This is a genomic window from Rhodopila sp., assembly GCF_035548235.1.
In the GTDB taxonomy this organism is placed as follows: Bacteria; Pseudomonadota; Alphaproteobacteria; order Acetobacterales; family Acetobacteraceae; genus Rhodopila.
The window spans coordinates 1-17301 of the sequence record NZ_DASZTJ010000148.1 but is presented as its reverse complement, the minus strand read 5'-3'; the positions used below and the strand labels follow the sequence as shown (position 1 = coordinate 17301).

The following is a 17301-nucleotide window of genomic DNA, read 5'->3' as shown; positions in this document are numbered from 1 at the left end:
GGCGGGCGCAGGCCCGCCGTCCAGGACTGTCTCCCATATCGACGCCGCAAGGCATGGATGGCGGGCCTCCGCCCGCCACGACGATCCCGCCCAGGGGAGCGTAGAGACCCCCCCACCTCATCCCTCAATACGACTTCGGCTGGTCCAGCACCCGTTCCGCCAGGTAGCTCAAGATCAGCTCCCGGCTGACCGGCGCGATCCGGGGCAGCATGCTCTCCCGGAACAGCCGCTCCACGTGGTATTCCTGCGCATAGCCCATGCCGCCATGCGTCAGGACCGCCTGTTCCGCCGCGCGGTATCCGGCCTCCGCCGACAGGTATTTCGCCGCGTTCGCCTGCGCCCCGCATTCCTGGCCGCTGTCATACAGCCATGCCGCCTTCAGCATGACCAGGTTCGCGGCCTCCAACTCCGCCCAGTTGCGGGCGAGCGGGTGCTGGATTCCCTGGTTCTGGCCGATGGGCCGGCCGAACACAACCCTTTCTCGGGCGTAACGAGCCGCCTTCTCCAGCGCCGCCCGGCCGATCCCCACCGCCTCGGCGGCAATCAGGATCCGTTCCGGGTTCAGACCGTGCAGCAGCGCCTTGAACCCTTCGCCCTCCTCGCCGATCCGGTTCTCAACCGGAACGACCATGTCCTCGAAGAAGACCATGTTCGAATCGACCGCGTGGCGGCCCATCTTGTGGATCAGGCGCACCTCGGCATGGGTCTTGTCGAGGTCCGTATAGAACAGCGTCATCCCCTGCGTCTTACGCTTGACCTTGTCCAGCGGCGTGGTCCGCGCCAGCAGCAGGATCTTGTTCGCGACCTGTGCCGTCGACGTCCAGATCTTGGTCCCGTTGATCCGATAGTGATCGCCGTGCAGGTCGGCGCGCGTCTGGATCTCGGTCGTGTTCAGCCCGGCGTTCGGTTCCGTGACGCCGAAGCAGGCCTTGTCCTTCCCCTCGACCACCGGCGGCAGCATCCGCGCCTTCTGGGCCTCCGAACCATAGATCGCGACGGGGTTGAGGCCGAAGATGTTCATGTGGATGGCGCTCGTCCCGCTCATGGCCGCGCCGGATTCCGCGATCGCCTGCGCCATGATCGCCGCTTCGGTGATGCCGAGGCCGGCGCCGCCATACGCCTCGGGCATGGCGATGCCGAGCCAGTTGCCGGCGGCCATGGCGTCGAAGAACGCGTGGGGGAAGGTCGCGGTGGTCTCGCGCTCCAGCCAATAGGCATCGGTGAATTTGGCGCACAGCCGCAGGACCTCGTCGCGGATCTGCTGCTGCGCGTCGTTCAATGCGAAGTCCATGGCGAGACCCTTTCCTCCAGCCCGGTTTTGGTGCATCAGCATAGCGGTAACCGAGCAGCGTGCGAAATAGCGCGGGAGAGCAGGCGCATGTCCCTGATGAACAGGTTGTTCGGCAAGACGCCGGCCGAACAGGAGGGCTGGATCGACGTCCCGGACCTCGCCGCCATGCTCAAGGACGGGACGCCGCCCTCGGTCATCGATGTCCGCAATCCCGACGAATTCACCGGTCCGCTCGGTCATATCGACGGCGCGCGCAACATCCCGCTGCCGGCGTTCGAGGGCCACATTCCGGAACTGGCGCGGCAGGCGGGTTCGGTCGTGCTCGTCTGCCACACCGACCGCCGCTCGGCGATGGCCGCGACGGCGCTGCGCAAGGCAGGCAAGCAGCAGGCGCTGGTGCTGCGCGGCGGCATGACCGCCTGGCGGGCGAAGCTGGGATACTGACCGCCCGGCCGGTCTTGCGGCCAGGGGTCGGTCCGTTCGGCCAGTCGGTTCAGCCAGTCCGTTCGGCCAGTCCGTTCGGCCAGTCCGTTGCGAACGCTACGACTGCGCGACGGCAGCCGACCAGGGCGAGGCCACGTCGCTCATGCCCACCCGCGTTCCGTCCGGCTGCGAGACGATCACGTTCGGACAGGCGAAGTTGATCGGCATCACCCCGTGCTCGACGACCTGCGTCGGCCCGTCGGCGGCCAGGGCCTCGATCACCGCGGCCGGCAGGCGACGGTCGGCCGAGACCTCGTCCGGCCCGGACACGTCGATCCGCGGATGATGCGCCGCGCGCGGCAGGTCCATGCCGAACGCGGCGACGAACTGCATCACCTGCGCCACCGCCGCCAGGATGCGCCGCCCGCCGGAGGCGCCGCCGGCATACCAGGGCCGGTCTCCGTCGCGCAGGATCACCGGCGACATGTTGGTCAGCGGCCGCTTGCCGCCGCCGATCGAGTTCGGCTGGCCGGGCCTCGGATCGAACCACATGACGCCGTTGTTCAGCAGGATCCCCGATCCCGGCAGCACCGCGCGGCTTCCCATCGACGACAGCAGCGTCGTCGTCATCGCCACCATCGTTCCGTCCTGGTCGCATGCCGTCAGGTGCGTCGTGCAGGTCTCGGCCGCGTGCGCGTCGACATCGCCCAGCCCGGACAGCCGTTCGGCATAGGCCGTCTTCATCGCTCGGGCGAACGCCACGTACCAGGCGGCATCCGGTTCCTTACCGAACGAAACCTCATTCATCAGGTCCAGCACCCGCACCATCGTCGGCGCCGCCGTCAGCCCGCCGGCAAGCTGCAAGGTCTGTCCGCGCCACGGCACCTGCATCGACGGACGTATCTGCGCCTCGCACTGCCGCAGGTCCTCGGCCGACAGCACGCCGCCCAGCGCCTTCACATCGGCTGCGATCGAGGCGGCGATGTCGCCCTCATACTGGTCGCGCAGCCCGGCCCGGCCGAGATGCTCCAGCGTGTCGGCCAGGCGGCCGAGGCGGAAGAAGCCGGTGGCGCCCTGGTAGGGCGCGATCGGCGGCAGGCCGTTGGGCAGGTAGATGCGCGCGCTTTCGTCATACAGCCGCAGCACGGCGGCCGAGGCGGCCACTTTCAGCGTGGTGTACCAGTCCTGCGGCAGCCCGCGCTTGGCCAGCGCGATGGCGGGGGCGATCACCTCTTTCAACGGCAGCTTGCCCCAGGTGGCGTGCATCTTCGCATAGCCGGCCGTGGAGGACGGGATGGCGAAGGACAGCGGGCCGTGGATGTTGGCGTCGCCCTCCACCTGCGGCCAGGCGAACAGGTCGCGGACCACGCGCCCGGTCAGCTTGAACGCCGAGGGATCGAGGCCGCGCGGCGCGACCGGACCGAAATCCACCAGGTCGGCGGCCGGCTGCCCGGCGCGGTGGACCAGCGCGAAGCCGATGCCGCCCAGGCCGGAGTTCCAAGGCTCGACGGCGGCAAGGGCCAGCGCCGTGGCCACCGCCGCGTCGATGGCGTTGCCGCCGGCCTCCAGCATCGCCACCCCGGCCTCGGCCGCTGCCTGGACCTGGGAGACGACGATCCCCCGCCGCCCCGTCGCCGCCGGCTTCGACAGCACCCAGTTCTGGGTCACGTGAGGGGCGGGCTGGTAGGTCATGCGCTTTGTCTCCGATACGGCGGCGGCGATCATGATACGGGGACAGGCGCGACGCCAGGGGATGATGGCGCACGGGCGCCTTCGCCTCGGGCGGGTGCCATGATCCGGCAGCGGTAGCGCGGGCGCCGCCGGTTATGGCAGTAAAGGGGGATGACCAATTCGTATGATGTGATCGTCATCGGCGGCGGGCATGCCGGCTGCGAGGCCGCCGCGGCCGCCGCGCGGATGGGCGCGCGCACGCTGCTGCTGACGCACAGCCTGGCGACGATCGGGGAGATGTCGTGCAACCCCTCGATCGGCGGCATCGGCAAGGGCCACCTGGTGCGCGAGATCGACGCGCTCGACGGGCTGATGGGCCGAGCGGCGGATGCGGCGGGGATTCACTTCAAGGTGTTGAACCGCAGCAAGGGACCGGCCGTGCGCGGCCCGCGCGCCCAGGCTGACCGCAAGCTGTATCGCCAGGCCATGCAGGCGCTGCTGGCGGAAACGCCGGACCTCACCCTGCGCGCCGCCTCGGTGGAGGGGCTGGAGACCGGTCCCGACGGGCGCATCGCCGGCGTGACGGTCCAGGACGGCTCGACGATCCCCTGCGCCGCCGTCGTCCTGACCACCGGTACCTTCCTGCGCGGCGTCATCCATATCGGCGACCGGCAGACGCCGGCGGGCCGGGTGAACGAGGCGCCGTCGATCGGCCTCGCCGAATCCCTCGCCCGGCTGGACCTGCCGCTGGGCCGGCTGAAGACCGGCACGCCGCCCCGGCTCGACCGGCGGACGATCGACTGGGGGGGGCTGCAGGCCGATCCCGGCGATGCCGACCCGCAGCCGTTCAGCACCCTGACGGCGCGGCTGGCGAACCCGCAGGTCGAATGCCGCGTGACCCACACGACCGAGGCGACGCACGCGGTCATCCGCGACAACATCCATCGCTCGGCCGTGTATTCCGGCCAGATCGCCGGGCGCGGGCCGCGCTACTGCCCTTCGATCGAGGACAAGATCGTCCGCTTCGCCGACAAGGGCCGGCACAACATCTTCCTGGAGCCCGAGGGTCTGGACGACGTCACGGTCTATCCGAACGGCATCTCCACCAGCCTGCCGGAGGACGTCCAGCACGCCATCCTGCGCACCATCCCGGGCCTGGAGCGTGCCGCCATGCTGCGGCCCGGCTATGCCGTCGAATACGACTACGTCGATCCCCGCAGCCTGACCCGCGGGCTGGCGGTGCGGGCGCTGCCCGGCCTGTTCCTCGCCGGGCAGGTCAACGGGACGACGGGCTATGAGGAAGCGGCGGCGCAGGGGTTGATGGCCGGACTGAACGCCGCGCGCCTGGCTGCCGGACAGGACACGGTCTGGCTGGACCGGACCGATTCCTACCTGGGCGTCATGATCGACGACCTGACGACGCAAGGGGTCGCCGAACCGTATCGGATGTTCACCTCCCGCGCCGAGTTCCGCCTGAGCCTGCGGGCGGACAATGCCGACCTGCGGCTGACGGACAAGGGCATCGCCTGGGGCTGCGTCGGCGCCGCGCGCCGGACGGCGTTCGCCGCCTACAAGGACGCGCTGACCGCGGCGATGGAACGCGCCGCGTCCGAGACGCTGACCGCCGCCGCCGTCGCCCGCCTGGGCGTGCCGGCGCCGGCGGATGGCCGCCGCCGGACGGTGCTGGAGATGTCCGGCAACGACCAGGTCGCGTGGCCTGCGCTCACCGAGGCCTTCCCCTGGCTGGCCGCGCTGTCGCCCCGCGTCGTGGCGCAGTTGCGCACCGACGCGCGCTATGCCGGCTACCTGCACCGCCAGGAAGCCGAGTTGCGGCTGAGCCGGCGGGAAGACGGCGTGACGCTGGCCGGCGTCGTGTTCGACGACATCGGCGGCCTGTCGGCGGAAATGCGCGAGAAGCTGAACCGCGTGCGGCCCGAGACGCTGGGATCGGCGGCGCGGATCCAGGGGATCACCCCCGCCGCGCTGGCCGCGATCGCCGCGCACCTGCGCAAGCGCGCCGTCGCCGCGGCCGCCTGACCTGCGTTGGCATCCCCTTTGGCATCCTCCCCCTTGGCACCCCCCTTGGCACCCCCCTCGGCACCCCCTTCGGCCGCGACGCTGCATCCCCCTGCCTCGGCCGGCGCGACGCCGGCCATGGCCCAATGGTTCGCCGCCAAGGCGGAGAACCCGGACGCCCTGCTGTTCTTCCGCATGGGCGATTTCTACGAGTTGTTCTTCGCCGATGCCGAGGCCGCGTCCGCCGCGCTGGACATCGCGCTGTCGCATCGCGGCGAGCATAACGGCACGCCGATCCCGATGTGCGGCGTGCCGCACCACGCCGCGGAAATCTACCTCGCCCGCCTGATCCGCCGCGGCTTCCGCGTCGCGATCGTCGAGCAGATGGAAGACCCCAAGGCCCGCAGCGGCAAGGCGCCGATCAAGCGGGAGGTCGTGCGGATCATCACCCCCGGCACGATCACCGAGGATGCGCTGCTGGAAGCCGGCCGCCCCAACCTGCTGCTGGCGCTGGCCTGGGACGCCGGTGGCCGAGATGGGGGTGGCCGAGATGGGGGCGGTTTAGGGGCGGCCTGGGTCGATGTGTCGACCGGCCTGTTCGAGACGTCCGCCCTTCCCCCGTCCGCCCTGCCCGCCCTGCTGGGCCGATTGGAACCCGCGGAGATCCTGGCGCCGCAGAACCTGGACCTGACCGAGTGGGACGACCGGCGATCGCCTGAACCGGTCCCCTCGCCGCCGCCGCAGGCCCGCCGCCGGGTCGCCGAGGCCTATGGCACGGTCAACCTCGACGCGTTCGGCAGCTTCACCGATGGCGAGGCGGTCGCGGCGGCGATGGCGCTCGATTACATCCGCTCGACCCAGTCGGGCGCGCTGCCGCGCCTGGGCCGGCCGGAGCCGCAAGGCCAGGCGGGCACGCTGACGATGGACGCGGCGACGCGGGGGAGCCTGGAAATCCACCGCTCCCGCGACGGCGGGACGCAGCACACGCTGCTGTCCTCGGTACAGCGGACCCTGACGGCCGGCGGCGCGCGGCTGCTGGGGACGTGGCTGTCGGCGCCGCTGACCGATATCGACGCGATCCGCGCGCGCCAGGATGCGTGGTCCTGGTGCCTGGCCAATCCCGACGCCACCGCGCGGCTGCGTGGCGAGCTGCGGTCGGCGCCGGACGTGGCGCGGGCGCTGGGCCGGCTGTCGCTCAATCGCGGGACGCCGCGCGACCTTGCCGCCATCCGCGACGGGCTGGCCGCCGCGGGCCGCGCCGCCGAAATCCTCGCCCCGCCCTTGCCCGCGGCGCTGGCCGCCGCTCGGAATGCCCTGCCGGCGGCCCCTGACCTGCTGGAATTGCTGGCCGAGGCGCTGGCGGACCCGGCGCCGGCGCGGCTGGACGATGGGCAGGTGATCCGCACCGGCTTCGACGGAGAGTTGGACGCGCACCGCACCCTGCGCGACCAGAGCCGGCAGGTGATCGCGTCGCTGCAGCTCGATTTCGCCCAGCGCTTCGGGGTCGCCAGCCTGAAGATCAAGCACCACGCCCAGCTTGGCTACGTGATCGAGGCGCCGGCGGTCGCCGTCGAGACGCTGCGCGGCTTCCCCGAACTGACGCTCCGCCAGGGCATGGCCAACGGCGCGCGGTTCACCGAGGGATCCCTGTCGGAGCTGGACCAGAAGATCCGGGAGGCGGCGGAAAAAGCCACGGCGCGGGAAAAGCTGGTGTTCAACCACCTGGTCGAGCGGATCGCCGAACGGGCCGACGCGCTGGCGGCCTGCGCCTCGGCCCTGGCGTTCCTGGACGTCGCGCAGTCCGCCGCAAGACTGGCCGAGGGCGGCGCCTGGGTGCGCCCGGTGCTGTCGGAGACCGAGGCCTATTCCATCCGCGCCGGCCGCCACCCGGTGGTGGAAGCGGCGGTGAGCGGGCAGAACGTGTTCGTGCCCAACCATTGCGACCTGTCGCCCGACCGCCGGCTGATGCTGCTGACGGGTCCGAACATGGCGGGCAAGTCGACGTTTCTTCGCCAGAACGCGTTGTTCGTCGTGCTGGCGCAGGCCGGGCTTCCGCTGCCGGCGGACAGCGCCGAACTGGGCATCGTCGACCGGCTGTTCAGCCGCGTCGGCGCGGCGGACGACCTGGCGCGCGGCCGCTCCACCTTCATGGTGGAGATGACGGAAACCGCGGCGATCCTGCACCAGGCAGGCCCGCGATCGCTGGTGGTGGTCGACGAGATCGGGCGCGGCACCTCCACGCTGGACGGTCTGGCGATCGCCTGGGCCGTGCTTGAAGCGTTACATTCCGCCATACGCTGCCGCACTATTTTCGCCACACATTTCCATGAGCTTGCCGAACTCGCGGATCGATTGCCGCGCCTCCGGCCGCATACGATGCGCGTGAAGGAATGGAAGGGGTCTGTCGTGTTCCTGCACGAGGTGGCGGAAGGCGCCGCCGGACGGTCCTGGGGCGTGCATGTCGCGGAACTCGCGGGCGTTCCGGCGCCGGTGGTGAAGCGGGCCGCGTCGCTGATGGCGGCGATGGAGAAGCAGAATGGAGCCTTGGGCGCGTCGGCGTCGCTGCACGCGCTGCCGCTGTTCGCGGCATCCGCGCCACAGGCGGAACCGGACCCGCCGGCCGGTTCGTCGCCCGCGGACGACGCGCTGCGTGATATGAACCCCGATGCCATGACGCCCCGCCAAGCGCTTGACGCGCTGTACCATCTTAAATCCCTGTCAGCGCCTTGCGCGGACGATCCGGCATAGTACCATCTTCAGCCATGCTCACTCCCATCCCCCTGCCCCGCGCGCCTGAAGCAGCCGCGAGCCTGCTGTCGGACGCGCTGGCGAGCCTGGCCGTGGATGGGGCGCCGGTGCCGCGCGAGGCCGCCGTCGCCGCGTTCCGCCGCCACCTCGCGCGTATCCAGTCCTATGTGCAGCATGCGTTCGAGCATGAGCAGCTCACCGGCCTGCAGGCCGCGCGGCTGCTGGGCGCGCTGGTGGACGGGGTGGTGCAGGCGCTGTTCGAACATACCATCGCCAATACGGACCTGAACCCCACCGACCAGCTCAGCGTCGCCGCCACGGGCGGCTATGGGCGCGGCGTGCTGGCGCCCTTCAGCGACATCGACCTGCTGTTTCTGACCGAACACGATCCGTCGCCGGAAACGCTGCGGGTGGTCGAGTACATGCTGTATTTCCTGTGGGACCTCGGGCTGAAGGTGGGACACGCCACCCGCTCCATCCAGGACTGCCTGGTGGAAGGCGCCAAGGACACCACCATCCGCACCGCGCTGCTGGATGCGCGGTTCCTGACCGGCGACAAGGCGCTGTTCGCCGACTTCCACCTGCGGTTCCGCGCGGCCTGCAAGGAAGCGGGGGCGGCGGAGTATATCGCGGCGAAGCAGGCGGAACGGGCGGTGCGCCATCGCCGTTACGGCGACAGTCCGTTCGTCGTCGAACCCAATGTCAAGGAAGGCCGCGGCGGCCTGCGCGACCTTCAGACCCTGTACTGGATCGCCCGTTACGTCTTCGACACCCAGACCATGGGCGAGCTGGCCGACCTGGGCGGCATCCTGACGCAGCAGGAAGCCCGCCACGGCCGCCGTGCGTGGGAGTTCCTGTGGACCGTCCGCTTCCACCTGCACTACGTCGCCGGCCGAGCGGAGGAGCGGCTGACCTTCGACCTGCAGCCGGTCGTCGGCGCACGGATGGGCTATACGCGGCACGGCCGCCAGGACGGGGTCGAGCGTTTCATGCGCCACTACTTCCTGACCGCCCGCGAGATCGCCCGCCTGACCCGCATCCTGGAACCCGCGATCCTGCGCTCGGCCCTAGGCCCCCCGGCGCTGGAGGCGGAGACGGACGACGCGCTGCTCGCCGCCGGCTTCGTGCTGGCGGAAGGCAAGCTGATGCCCCGCAGCGGGCGGGATTTCGACTCCGAACCGATCCAGATGCTGCGGGTGCTGCAGGTCGCGCGCGATCGCGGGCTGGAGCTGCACCCGCTGACCCTGCGCTCGTTCATCCAGAACGAGCGCCGGGTGGTGCAGCTGCGCGGCGACAAGCAGGCGGCCGACATCTTCATGGACCTGCTCTGCGGCAAGGAGCCGGACCGGCGCGCGGGCAGCACCAGCCCCGACGGCGCCAAGTGGCTCAACATCATGAACGAGACCGGGTTCCTGGGCCGCTACCTTCCCGACTGGGCGCGCATCGTCGGGCAGATGCAGTTCGACACCTATCATATCTTCACCGTCGACGAGCACACGATCGAGGCGGTCCGCGTGCTCAACACGCTGGAACGCGGCGAGCTGGGAACGATCGCGCCGGTCGCGTCGGAGCTGATCGAGCACGTGCAGTCGCGCCGGTCGCTGTACCTGGCGATGCTGCTGCACGACATCGCCAAGGGCCGCGGCGGCGACCATTCCGAGATCGGTGCGGAGATCGCGCTGGAGGTCGGGCCGGCGCTGGGGCTGTCGGACGAAGAGACCGAGACGGTGTCGTGGCTGGTGCTGCACCACCTGCTGCTGAGCGCCACCGCGTTCAAGCGCGACATCGACGATCCCAAGACGATCCTGGACCTGGCGGAGACGATCCAGTCGCCGGAACGCCTGCGCCTGCTGCTGATCCTGACGGTCGCGGACATGCGCGCGGTGTCCAGCAAGGTGTGGAACGGCTGGAAGGCGACGCTGCTGCGCGAGCTGTACGCCCGCGTCGCCGAGGTGCTGGAGGGCGGGCTGGCCACCCCCGAACGCGACGTCCGCGCCGCCAGGGCCAAGCAGGCCGTCGCCGCGCTGCTGACCGACTGGACGCCGGAGGAGGTCGAGCATTTCACCTCCCTGGGCTATGCCGGCTACTGGCTGTCCTTCGACCCGGAGACGCATGCGCGCCACGCGCGGCTGATCCTGGACTCGGAGCGGCGGAAATCCCCGCTGACGGTCGACACCCAGCCGCTGCCGGCCCGCGCGGTGACCGAGGTGACGGTCTATACGGCGGACCATTCCGGGCTGTTCAGCCAGATCTCCGGCGCGCTGGCGGTGGCGGGCGCGTCCATCGTCGACGCCCGTATCCACACCATGACCAACGGGATGGCGCTGGACACGTTCTGGATCCAGGACGCCGCCGGCGGGACGTTCGACGCGCCGCACAAGCTGGCGCGGCTGTCGGTGCTGATCGAGCAGACGCTGTCGGGCCGGCTGCGGCTGGACCGCGAGATCCAGCGCGTGTCGAAGATCCTGGTCGGGCGGCGGATGCAGGCGATCCATGTGCCGCCACGGGTGGTGATCGACAACCATGCCTCCAACACCCATACGGTCGTGGAGGTGAACGGGCGGGACCGTCCCGGGCTGCTGCACGACCTGACGGCGGCGATCAGCGAACAGGGGCTGCAGATCGGGTCCGCCCACGTGACGACGTACGGCGTGCGGGCGGTAGACGTATTCTATGTGAAGGACGTTTTCGGCATGAAGGTCGAAAACGAGCGCAAGCTGCGGCAGTTGCGCGACGCGCTGCTGCATGCGCTGACCAGCGGCGACGAGGCGGTGGCCCCGCCGGTGCCGACGCCGCGGAAGATCAAGCGCGCGGCGGCAGGCTGACGCCGCGGCCCGTCGGGCTGGGATGCCTGGGCTTGGCCTCGGGGGCTGGGGTGCGATTTTCCGCTGGGAAGTTGCTTGCGTTGTCGGGGTGTTGCCGGTAGTTGAGCGCTCCGGCCACGGCCGGAACGCGGAGAGGTGCCGGAGCGGTCGATCGGGGCGGTCTCGAAAACCGTTGTACCCTTATGGGTACCGAGGGTTCGAATCCCTCCCTCTCCGCCACTTCGGAACTGTCCGATCTGGAGACCCAGGTAACGATCTGTTCCTAAGACATGGGTGACAACCTCGTGCCGGCCGGGTTGCCGATGGGTTGCAAGGTTTTCTGCCCCAGGTCGATCCTAGACCTCCTTCAGGCCGACGAGCTGACCTGCCAGCATAGTTGAGATGTTGATCTTCTTGCGGTGCATGCAGACGCGGCCACAGGCGATGACCATGTACTGCCCGTCGTGCAGCGGATAGCTGAGGTCCGGCAGACCGGCATACGGGCGGACTGAGGGCAGACGCCGTGATGAAGGGAGCGCTGCCGCTCACTTCGAACCTTCATCGCTTGGCGAGCCTTCGCCGAACCGGCGACAGCCGGTCAAGGTCGAAGCCGCGAAGCGGTGGCGTGGAGCGCGCCAGCCTTGACGGGCTGGCAGCGGTGCGGCCTGCTTGCGCCAAAGCGGTCATGGTTCAGCTTGCCTTGCGCGAGAGCGTGAGCGGCAAGTCCAATTCCACGCGATCGTGCATGACCTTGGGTGTGATGCGGCCGCGCTCGCCGCGTTCGAGGCGGACCAGGCCGTAGCCTTCCATGGTCCGCAGCGTGCGCGACAGGTTCGACTTCGCCTTGCCGGTGATCCGCGCCAGCTCCTCGAGCGAACCGGGTGCCTTGTCGGCGATGACGCGCAGCAGCTCGCGGTTGCCGGCCGACAGGACCTTGGCGAAGGACTCGGTCGAAGTGAACCAAACCTTCGGCTCGCCGGGCGAGACGCGATGCTCGCCGCGCGCTACGGCCATGGTCCGGGCCTTCATCTCGTCGTAGCTCGCGATGCCGACCTTCAGCGTGGTCATGAGATCACTCCTCTCTCGCGCAACACCGCGTCCACCGTCTCCCAGAAGTCGGCGACCAAGGTCGCTGCGTCCTGGTACTCGTAGGCGCGGATGCTCCGCAGTCGGTGGCGATGGTCCTGCGGCTCGCCGCGCTTCTGCCGCGCGACCGGATGGGCGTTGTCGAAGCCGGCCAGCCGTTCGCCTTCCGGCCCATGCAGTGTGAGCGAGTAGTCGATGCCATGCGGCTTCTCCGGCGACACCGGCACCCGCGTCACCACGAACCGAACCCAGTGGCCGCCCTCCGGGTCCACCACGAGAACCTGCCCGTCGAGGTCGAGAAGCACATCGAGGGTCGGGTCACGCGGCTCCGTCACGGCATATGGTTATCATACTGAAGCAACACAAACAAGGGAGGCCTGCCGATGGCTATAGGACGGGTGGCTGGCGCCCGGAGGATTGATATCGTTGAGCTTTCAGCTAGAAGTGCCGGCAGAGGGTGTCCGGCAGGAGTCCAATAATCTCAATCTCGTCAGAGACATCCGACCAGCAGCCATCCGGCCTTTTCCCTTGCCGTCCATCGTTCAAGAAGGATCTCGTCCCACCCCCTTCGCTAAGCTACGTTAGAGTGTCCATACTGGACACACAGGCAACGCCTTGTTCCTAAGACATGGATGACGACCTCGTGCCGAACGGGTTGCCGCCAAGTCACTGCGGTCTTTCGGTCATCGCGTGACCTGGACCTCCCCATAGGCGACAGCATAGTGCCGGGCAAAGTCGTCGAAGCTCGACAAAGCGGCCCGGCCTTCCGGCTCGACGATGGCAACGTCCGGGTTCTGTCCCGAAAATGCCCGGACATGCTCGATCGAATCCCAAAGCGTCACGGCGATGAACTCGATTTCGCCGCCGTCCTCCCGCCGCAGCAGATAGGCGCCCCGATGTCCGGCGATCTGCTTCAGATGCGGTGCGACGGTCGCAGTGAAGTGACGTTGATAATCGTCGGCCGTTTCGGCTCGTGCAGTCCCACGCCATATGCGGGCGATCATGGCAATCTCCATCACAGCCAGGGGTCCGTCACCCCCGCCATTTCCCATTGTTGGTGGGCTCCCCGACGTTGTATTGGCTGAAATTGCAGGCAGCCTTCGATGCTCGGCCGCGACCGCCGCCACTGGGATCCGCAAAAAATCTGGGAAGACGAACTGTGTTCTGCAGAGCCTAGGAAGAGTTATTCGACATGGCGCGCCGAGACACGAAGAATCGCACCAAGTACTGGTGCAGCAATCATGTTCCGGGCATGAGCCTCTTGCTGGCCGATTTCACCGCACATGACTACGCGCCGCACAGGCATGACGCTTATGTCATCGCCCTGACGGAGTCCGGCGGCGCGGATGTCACCAGCGGGCGCGTGACCGAAGCCGTCAGCCCTGCCGTGCTCTTCGTCTCCAATCCGGGAGAGAATCAGTCGGCCCGCATGGGCACGAGCAAACAATGGCTCTACCGCTCTGTCTACCTCACGCGGCCAGCAACGACGTTCATCGCCGGCCGCCTGGGTATCGGCGGCATTCCCCGTTTTGCAAAGAGCATGTTCAGGGATACCGATTTGGTCGGCCGGTTCGCTCGTTTGCATCGCGCCTTCGAAACGGAAGCCGATGCCTTGCCGCGGACGAATGCCTGATTGATGCCTTCAGCGGACTGTTCCAACGCCACGGCAGTGGCGGAGAGCGTCCCCCGCGCGCGCCGCGGGATCACGCCCTTGCCGATCGGATCGTCGAACTGATGCACGCGCGGTACCAAGACAATCTGGGGCTTGATGAACTTGCCAACACCGTCGGATTGACGAGCTTTCAGCTTATCGGCTTGTTCAAGCGCACCATTGGCCTGACGCCGCACGCCTATCTGGTCAACCTTCGGCTGAGTGCCGCATGTCGCCGCCTCAGACACGGGGATGCGCTGGCAGAGGTCGCATTGGCGACCGGCTTCTGTGATCAAAGCGCGCTGACGAAACACTTCAAGCGCTGCTACGGGATCACGCCGCTGCAGTTCGCAGCAGCGGTTCGGAGCGGCTAGTTTCGGCAGGCCGCTTTCGCCTGTTGCCGGCCGGCATTGCCGGCAATAGCAACCGTGCCGGCAATTTCAGCCAATACGCCAAGCCATGCGGCCCTTTAGAAGGGGACCTCATTTTGGCAAGATCGAATGAAGCGGGATTTGCGTGCGATGACCGAAGGAAAGTTGGCGGATGACCCTGACGCCGCCGCAGCCGGCGCCGGACCTGCACGCACGCCGACCCGTGCGGCGATCGCCGTCATCGGCCTCGGTGCGATCGGTGGCGTCATCGCCGGGACGCTCGCGGCAGCCGGCCGGCACGATGTCGTCGTCTGCACCAGAACCCCGATCGAACGGCTTGTCGTCGAGCGGCCGCAGGATAGGGTCGAGGTTCCGGTCCATGCCCTGATTGACGCCGTTGAAGCGGAGCCGGTCGAGTGGGTGCTGCTCTGCACCAAGGCGCACCAGACGCCATCGGTCGGCACCTGGCTCGCTCGGCTCTGCGGGCCCCAGACCAGGGTCGCCGTGCTACAGAACGGCATCGGCCACGCGGAGCGTCTCGCCCCGCTGGTGGGGCCGGCCACCGTGGTGCCGACCATCGTTTACTACAATGGCGAGCGGCTGGCGCCCGATTGCATGCGCTTTCGCCACGCCGGCGAATACGACCTCGCCGTACGGGACAATGAGGATGGCCAGGCGTTTGCCGAACTGCTCGATGGCACGTCGATGCGGATTCGTCTGAGCGCCGATTTCCATACGCTCGCTTGGCGCAAGCTCCTGATCAACGCTGTCGCCAATCCGATCACGGCGCTGACTATCCAGCGTCAGGCGATCTTGCGGCGCGAGGACATCAAGGCCCTCTGTCTCGCGGTTCTCGAAGAAGCCGCCACGGTCGGACGAGCAGACGGCGCCCGGCTTGCCGCTGACGAGCCGTCGCGGATATTGGCGACACTTCTCACCTATCCGGCCGACGCCGGCACATCCATGTATTTCGACCGACTCGCCGGCCGCAGTCTCGAGGTGGACGCGCTCACGGGCGCCATCGTCATGGCCGGCAACCGTCACGGGATTCCGACGCCCCTCAACGGGATGTTGTGGACGCTCCTTCAGGCCATCAGCGACGCCGCCGGGGGGCGTTCCGGGGAGAATGGACAGACATCGCGTTGAAGGTCGACTCGTTCCGGATCACTCAGCTTCCGCCTGGAACCCAGTACACACGGTCGTTTCAAGCGTCCGGAGTTGGTCGTGAACGTGCGGGCATCTATCTCGACGTTACGTCGCCGCCGCCGCCAACTTGCGATCGAGCGTAACCAGTTCCGCACCCAGCGAGCGTGCGACCCAGAGATAACTGGCGTCATAACTGGTCAGCCCTGTGGCCTCAGCAAGTTCCAGGACACCGGCGTGATCGACGGCGATCGTCTCGATCCCTAGCCGATGCACCATCCCATACGCCGCGCGCAGCGCATCCCGTTGGCCTGGATCACGCCGGATTTTCACCAGACAAACATTCGCGACTTCGTAATCGAGCAAAGAAGGAGCAACCAACTTGGCCCCCTCCATGCGTTCGGCCATGGCATCGGCGTCCGGTTCCGAGAAAACCAGCGCGGCAAGCGCCGAAGCGTCCACGACTTTAACGTTGGTCACGATCGCCCCGGATGATCGCGACCGCGTCGGCGGACGTGCGAAGACCCAGACGCCGAACCTCGGCCAGGAATTGCCGAGGGCTCAGTTGCCGTTCTGCCTGGACGGCTTCTTCGATGATGGCGAGCAACTCCCCTTGCAGAGATCGATGGTGCCTTTCCGCCCGCTGCCGCAGACGGTCCACGACGTCGTCGGGGGCGTTTTTGATCGACAGGTTTACCGGCATTGGCTCCAAATCTGCTCCATTTTGGAACCTTGATAGCAGGTCCGAACCAAGGGCGCCACGGGAAATGACGCGAAACCCCCGCCCCCTGGACACACCACCCCCACCCCATTACCAGCGACCCCACCGTCTCGCCCCAACCGGACTCCGAGCCCCATGCATTTCCTCGCCGACCTGCATGTCCACTCCAAGCATTCCAGGGCCACCAGCCGGGACCTCGACCTCGAACACCTGCTCTGGTGGGGCGCGCGCAAGGGGATTTCCGTCGTCGGCACCGGCGACTGCGTCCACCCGGTCTGGCTCGCCGAGATCAAGGACAAGCTCGTTCCCAGCGGAAACGGCCTGTTCCGCCTGAAGCCGGAGATCGAATCGGCGGTGCTGGATACCCTGCCCCCGGCCTGCCGGCGTCCCGTGTCCTTCATGCTCTCGACCGAGATTTCGACGATCTACAAAAAGGGCGAGAAGACCCGGAAAATCCACCACCTGATCTACGCCGCCACCCTCGACACCGTCGATCGGCTGGCGGCGAGCCTGGCGCGAATCGGCAACATCGCCTCGGACGGCCGACCGATCCTCGGCCTCGATTCGCGCGACCTGCTGGAAATCGCGCTGAACGCGGGGCCCGACTCCTATCTCGTCCCCGCCCATATCTGGACGCCCTGGTTCGCGGCGATGGGATCGCAGTCGGGGTTCGATTCGATCGAGGAATGCTATCGCGACCTCGCCGGGAATATTTTCGCCGTCGAAACAGGCCTGTCCTCGGACCCCGAAATGAACTGGCGCGTCGCCTCGCTCGACCGCTTCCGCCTCACCTCCAACTCCGACGCCCATTCCCCCGGCAAGCTCGGTCGCGAGGCCACGCGCTTCGCCTGCGATCCTGACTATTTCGCGATCCGCAACGCCCTGGAAACCGGCGACGGCTACGGCGGAACGGTGGAGTTCTTTCCCGAGGAAGGCAAATACCACATGGACGGGCACCGCGCCTGCGGCGTGCGGCTCGATCCGAAAGAAACCATCGCGATGGACGGCCGCTGCCCCGTCTGCGGCCGAGGCGTGACGGTCGGCGTCGCCCACCGGGTGGAAGCGCTGGCCGACCGCGACAGCGCCGACGTGACGCCACCCCCCACGGCGGGACCCATCTCCAGCCTCGTGCCGCTGCCGGAAATCGTTTCGGAGATCGTCGGCAGCGGCGTCGCCTCGAAAGCGACGGTCAGCGCCTATGATCGCGCCCTCGCGGTTCTTGGTCCCGAATTGTCGATGCTGGAAACCACGCCCGTCGAGGACATTGCCAAGGTCCATCCGCTGCTGGGCGAGGCCGTCGACCGGCTGCGCGCCGGCAAGGTCATCCGCCAGGCGGGCTATGACGGCGAATACGGCGTGATCCGCCTGTTCGAGGA

15 protein-coding genes and 1 tRNA gene are annotated in these 17301 nt (G+C 68.2%); 9 read left to right on the top strand and 7 right to left on the bottom strand.

Going from position 1 to position 17301, the window contains the following annotated elements:
* Positions 1–124: 124 nt before the first annotated feature.
* Positions 125–1291, bottom strand: coding sequence for an acyl-CoA dehydrogenase family protein (locus tag VHB27_RS12890; RefSeq protein WP_325600979.1), 1167 nt, complete (start codon positions 1289–1291; stop codon positions 125–127).
* 87 nt (positions 1292–1378) lie between these two features.
* Between VHB27_RS12890 and VHB27_RS12885 the strand changes: the two genes are divergently transcribed.
* Positions 1379–1735: a rhodanese-like domain-containing protein gene (locus VHB27_RS12885; protein ID WP_325600977.1), complete on the top strand. Its 357-nt coding sequence runs from the start codon at positions 1379–1381 to the stop codon at positions 1733–1735.
* Positions 1736–1831: 96 nt separating this feature from the next.
* Here the strand turns inward: VHB27_RS12885 and VHB27_RS12880 are convergent, their stop codons facing one another.
* Positions 1832–3406: a gamma-glutamyltransferase gene (locus VHB27_RS12880; protein WP_325600975.1), complete on the bottom strand. Its 1575-nt coding sequence runs from the start codon at positions 3404–3406 to the stop codon at positions 1832–1834.
* Positions 3407–3556: 150 nt separating this feature from the next.
* Between VHB27_RS12880 and mnmG the strand changes: the two genes are divergently transcribed.
* From mnmG to VHB27_RS12860, 4 genes are all read left to right on the top strand, one after another.
* A complete protein-coding gene (gene mnmG, locus VHB27_RS12875) occupies positions 3557–5422 on the top strand; it encodes a tRNA uridine-5-carboxymethylaminomethyl(34) synthesis enzyme MnmG (RefSeq protein ID WP_325600973.1) in 1866 nt (621 codons plus the stop codon).
* 117 nt (positions 5423–5539) lie between these two features.
* Positions 5540–8149 (top strand): DNA mismatch repair protein MutS, encoded by a 2610-nt coding sequence (gene mutS / locus VHB27_RS12870; protein WP_325600981.1) that lies wholly within the window; start codon positions 5540–5542, stop codon positions 8147–8149.
* 14 nt (positions 8150–8163) lie between these two features.
* Complete coding sequence (locus tag VHB27_RS12865) at positions 8164–10974, top strand: [protein-PII] uridylyltransferase (RefSeq protein ID WP_325600971.1); 2811 nt, start codon at positions 8164–8166, stop codon at positions 10972–10974.
* A gap of 129 nt (positions 10975–11103) precedes the next feature.
* Positions 11104–11193, top strand: a tRNA-Ser gene (locus VHB27_RS12860).
* 450 nt (positions 11194–11643) lie between these two features.
* Here VHB27_RS12860 and VHB27_RS12855 read toward each other — a convergent pair.
* From VHB27_RS12855 to VHB27_RS12845, 3 genes are all read right to left on the bottom strand, one after another.
* A complete protein-coding gene (locus VHB27_RS12855; protein ID WP_325600969.1) occupies positions 11644–12021 on the bottom strand; it encodes a helix-turn-helix domain-containing protein in 378 nt (125 codons plus the stop codon).
* Positions 12018–12374: a toxin-antitoxin system TumE family protein gene (locus tag VHB27_RS12850; RefSeq protein ID WP_325600967.1), complete on the bottom strand. Its 357-nt coding sequence runs from the start codon at positions 12372–12374 to the stop codon at positions 12018–12020. Before VHB27_RS12850 ends, VHB27_RS12855 begins: the two co-directional genes overlap by 4 nt.
* A 348-nt stretch (positions 12375–12722) precedes the next feature.
* Complete coding sequence (locus tag VHB27_RS12845; protein ID WP_325600965.1) at positions 12723–13043, bottom strand: antibiotic biosynthesis monooxygenase family protein; 321 nt, start codon at positions 13041–13043, stop codon at positions 12723–12725.
* A gap of 188 nt (positions 13044–13231) precedes the next feature.
* Here VHB27_RS12845 and VHB27_RS12840 point away from each other — a divergent pair, with 188 nt between their 5' ends.
* The 3 genes from VHB27_RS12840 to VHB27_RS12830 all read left to right on the top strand — a co-directional run bounded on the left by VHB27_RS12840 (position 13232) and on the right by VHB27_RS12830 (position 15207).
* The gene (locus VHB27_RS12840) at positions 13232–13672 is read left to right on the top strand and encodes an AraC family ligand binding domain-containing protein (RefSeq protein WP_325600963.1); all 441 of its coding nucleotides are present in this window, start codon (positions 13232–13234) and stop codon (positions 13670–13672) included.
* A 101-nt stretch (positions 13673–13773) separates the two neighbouring features.
* Positions 13774–14064 carry an AraC family transcriptional regulator gene (locus tag VHB27_RS12835; protein WP_325600961.1) on the top strand — a complete coding sequence of 97 codons (291 nt, stop codon included), beginning with the start codon at positions 13774–13776 and terminating at the stop codon, positions 14062–14064.
* Positions 14065–14190: 126 nt separating this feature from the next.
* Positions 14191–15207 carry a 2-dehydropantoate 2-reductase gene (locus VHB27_RS12830; protein ID WP_325600959.1) on the top strand — a complete coding sequence of 339 codons (1017 nt, stop codon included), beginning with the start codon at positions 14191–14193 and terminating at the stop codon, positions 15205–15207.
* A gap of 105 nt (positions 15208–15312) precedes the next feature.
* On the opposite strand, the gene VHB27_RS12825 is transcribed toward VHB27_RS12830, so the two are convergent.
* Together VHB27_RS12825 and VHB27_RS12820 are read right to left on the bottom strand one after the other, a co-directional pair.
* On the bottom strand, positions 15313–15684 hold the full coding sequence (locus tag VHB27_RS12825) for a type II toxin-antitoxin system VapC family toxin (RefSeq protein ID WP_325600957.1): 372 nt from the start codon (positions 15682–15684) through the stop codon (positions 15313–15315).
* Entirely contained in the window at positions 15671–15907 is a 237-nt protein-coding gene (locus VHB27_RS12820) for a FitA-like ribbon-helix-helix domain-containing protein (RefSeq protein WP_325600955.1), read from the bottom strand. Before VHB27_RS12820 ends, VHB27_RS12825 begins: the two co-directional genes overlap by 14 nt.
* Before the next feature lie 153 nt (positions 15908–16060).
* On the opposite strand from VHB27_RS12820, the gene VHB27_RS12815 reads away from it, so the two are divergent.
* Positions 16061–17301 (top strand): endonuclease Q family protein (locus VHB27_RS12815; RefSeq protein ID WP_325600953.1); only part of this gene is annotated, 1241 nt, incomplete at its 3' end.

Bases quoted from the DNA above. Each gene is read 5' to 3' on its own strand.
- mutS (WP_325600981.1), top strand. From the start codon at position 5,540: ATGGCCCAATGGTTCGCCGCCAAGGCGGAGAACCCGGACGCCCTGCTG.
- VHB27_RS12855 (WP_325600969.1), bottom strand. From the start codon at position 12,021: ATGACCACGCTGAAGGTCGGCATCGCGAGCTACGACGAGATGAAGGCC.
- VHB27_RS12845 (WP_325600965.1), bottom strand. From the start codon at position 13,043: ATGATCGCCCGCATATGGCGTGGGACTGCACGAGCCGAAACGGCCGAC.
- VHB27_RS12885 (WP_325600977.1), top strand. From the start codon at position 1,379: ATGTCCCTGATGAACAGGTTGTTCGGCAAGACGCCGGCCGAACAGGAG.
- VHB27_RS12880 (WP_325600975.1), bottom strand. From the start codon at position 3,406: ATGACCTACCAGCCCGCCCCTCACGTGACCCAGAACTGGGTGCTGTCG.
- VHB27_RS12835 (WP_325600961.1), top strand. From the start codon at position 13,774: ATGCACGCGCGGTACCAAGACAATCTGGGGCTTGATGAACTTGCCAAC.
- VHB27_RS12890 (WP_325600979.1), bottom strand. From the start codon at position 1,291: ATGGACTTCGCATTGAACGACGCGCAGCAGCAGATCCGCGACGAGGTC.
- VHB27_RS12830 (WP_325600959.1), top strand. From the start codon at position 14,191: ATGAAGCGGGATTTGCGTGCGATGACCGAAGGAAAGTTGGCGGATGAC.
- mnmG (WP_325600973.1), top strand. From the start codon at position 3,557: ATGACCAATTCGTATGATGTGATCGTCATCGGCGGCGGGCATGCCGGC.
- VHB27_RS12840 (WP_325600963.1), top strand. From the start codon at position 13,232: ATGGCGCGCCGAGACACGAAGAATCGCACCAAGTACTGGTGCAGCAAT.
- VHB27_RS12865 (WP_325600971.1), top strand. From the start codon at position 8,164: ATGCTCACTCCCATCCCCCTGCCCCGCGCGCCTGAAGCAGCCGCGAGC.
- VHB27_RS12820 (WP_325600955.1), bottom strand. From the start codon at position 15,907: ATGCCGGTAAACCTGTCGATCAAAAACGCCCCCGACGACGTCGTGGAC.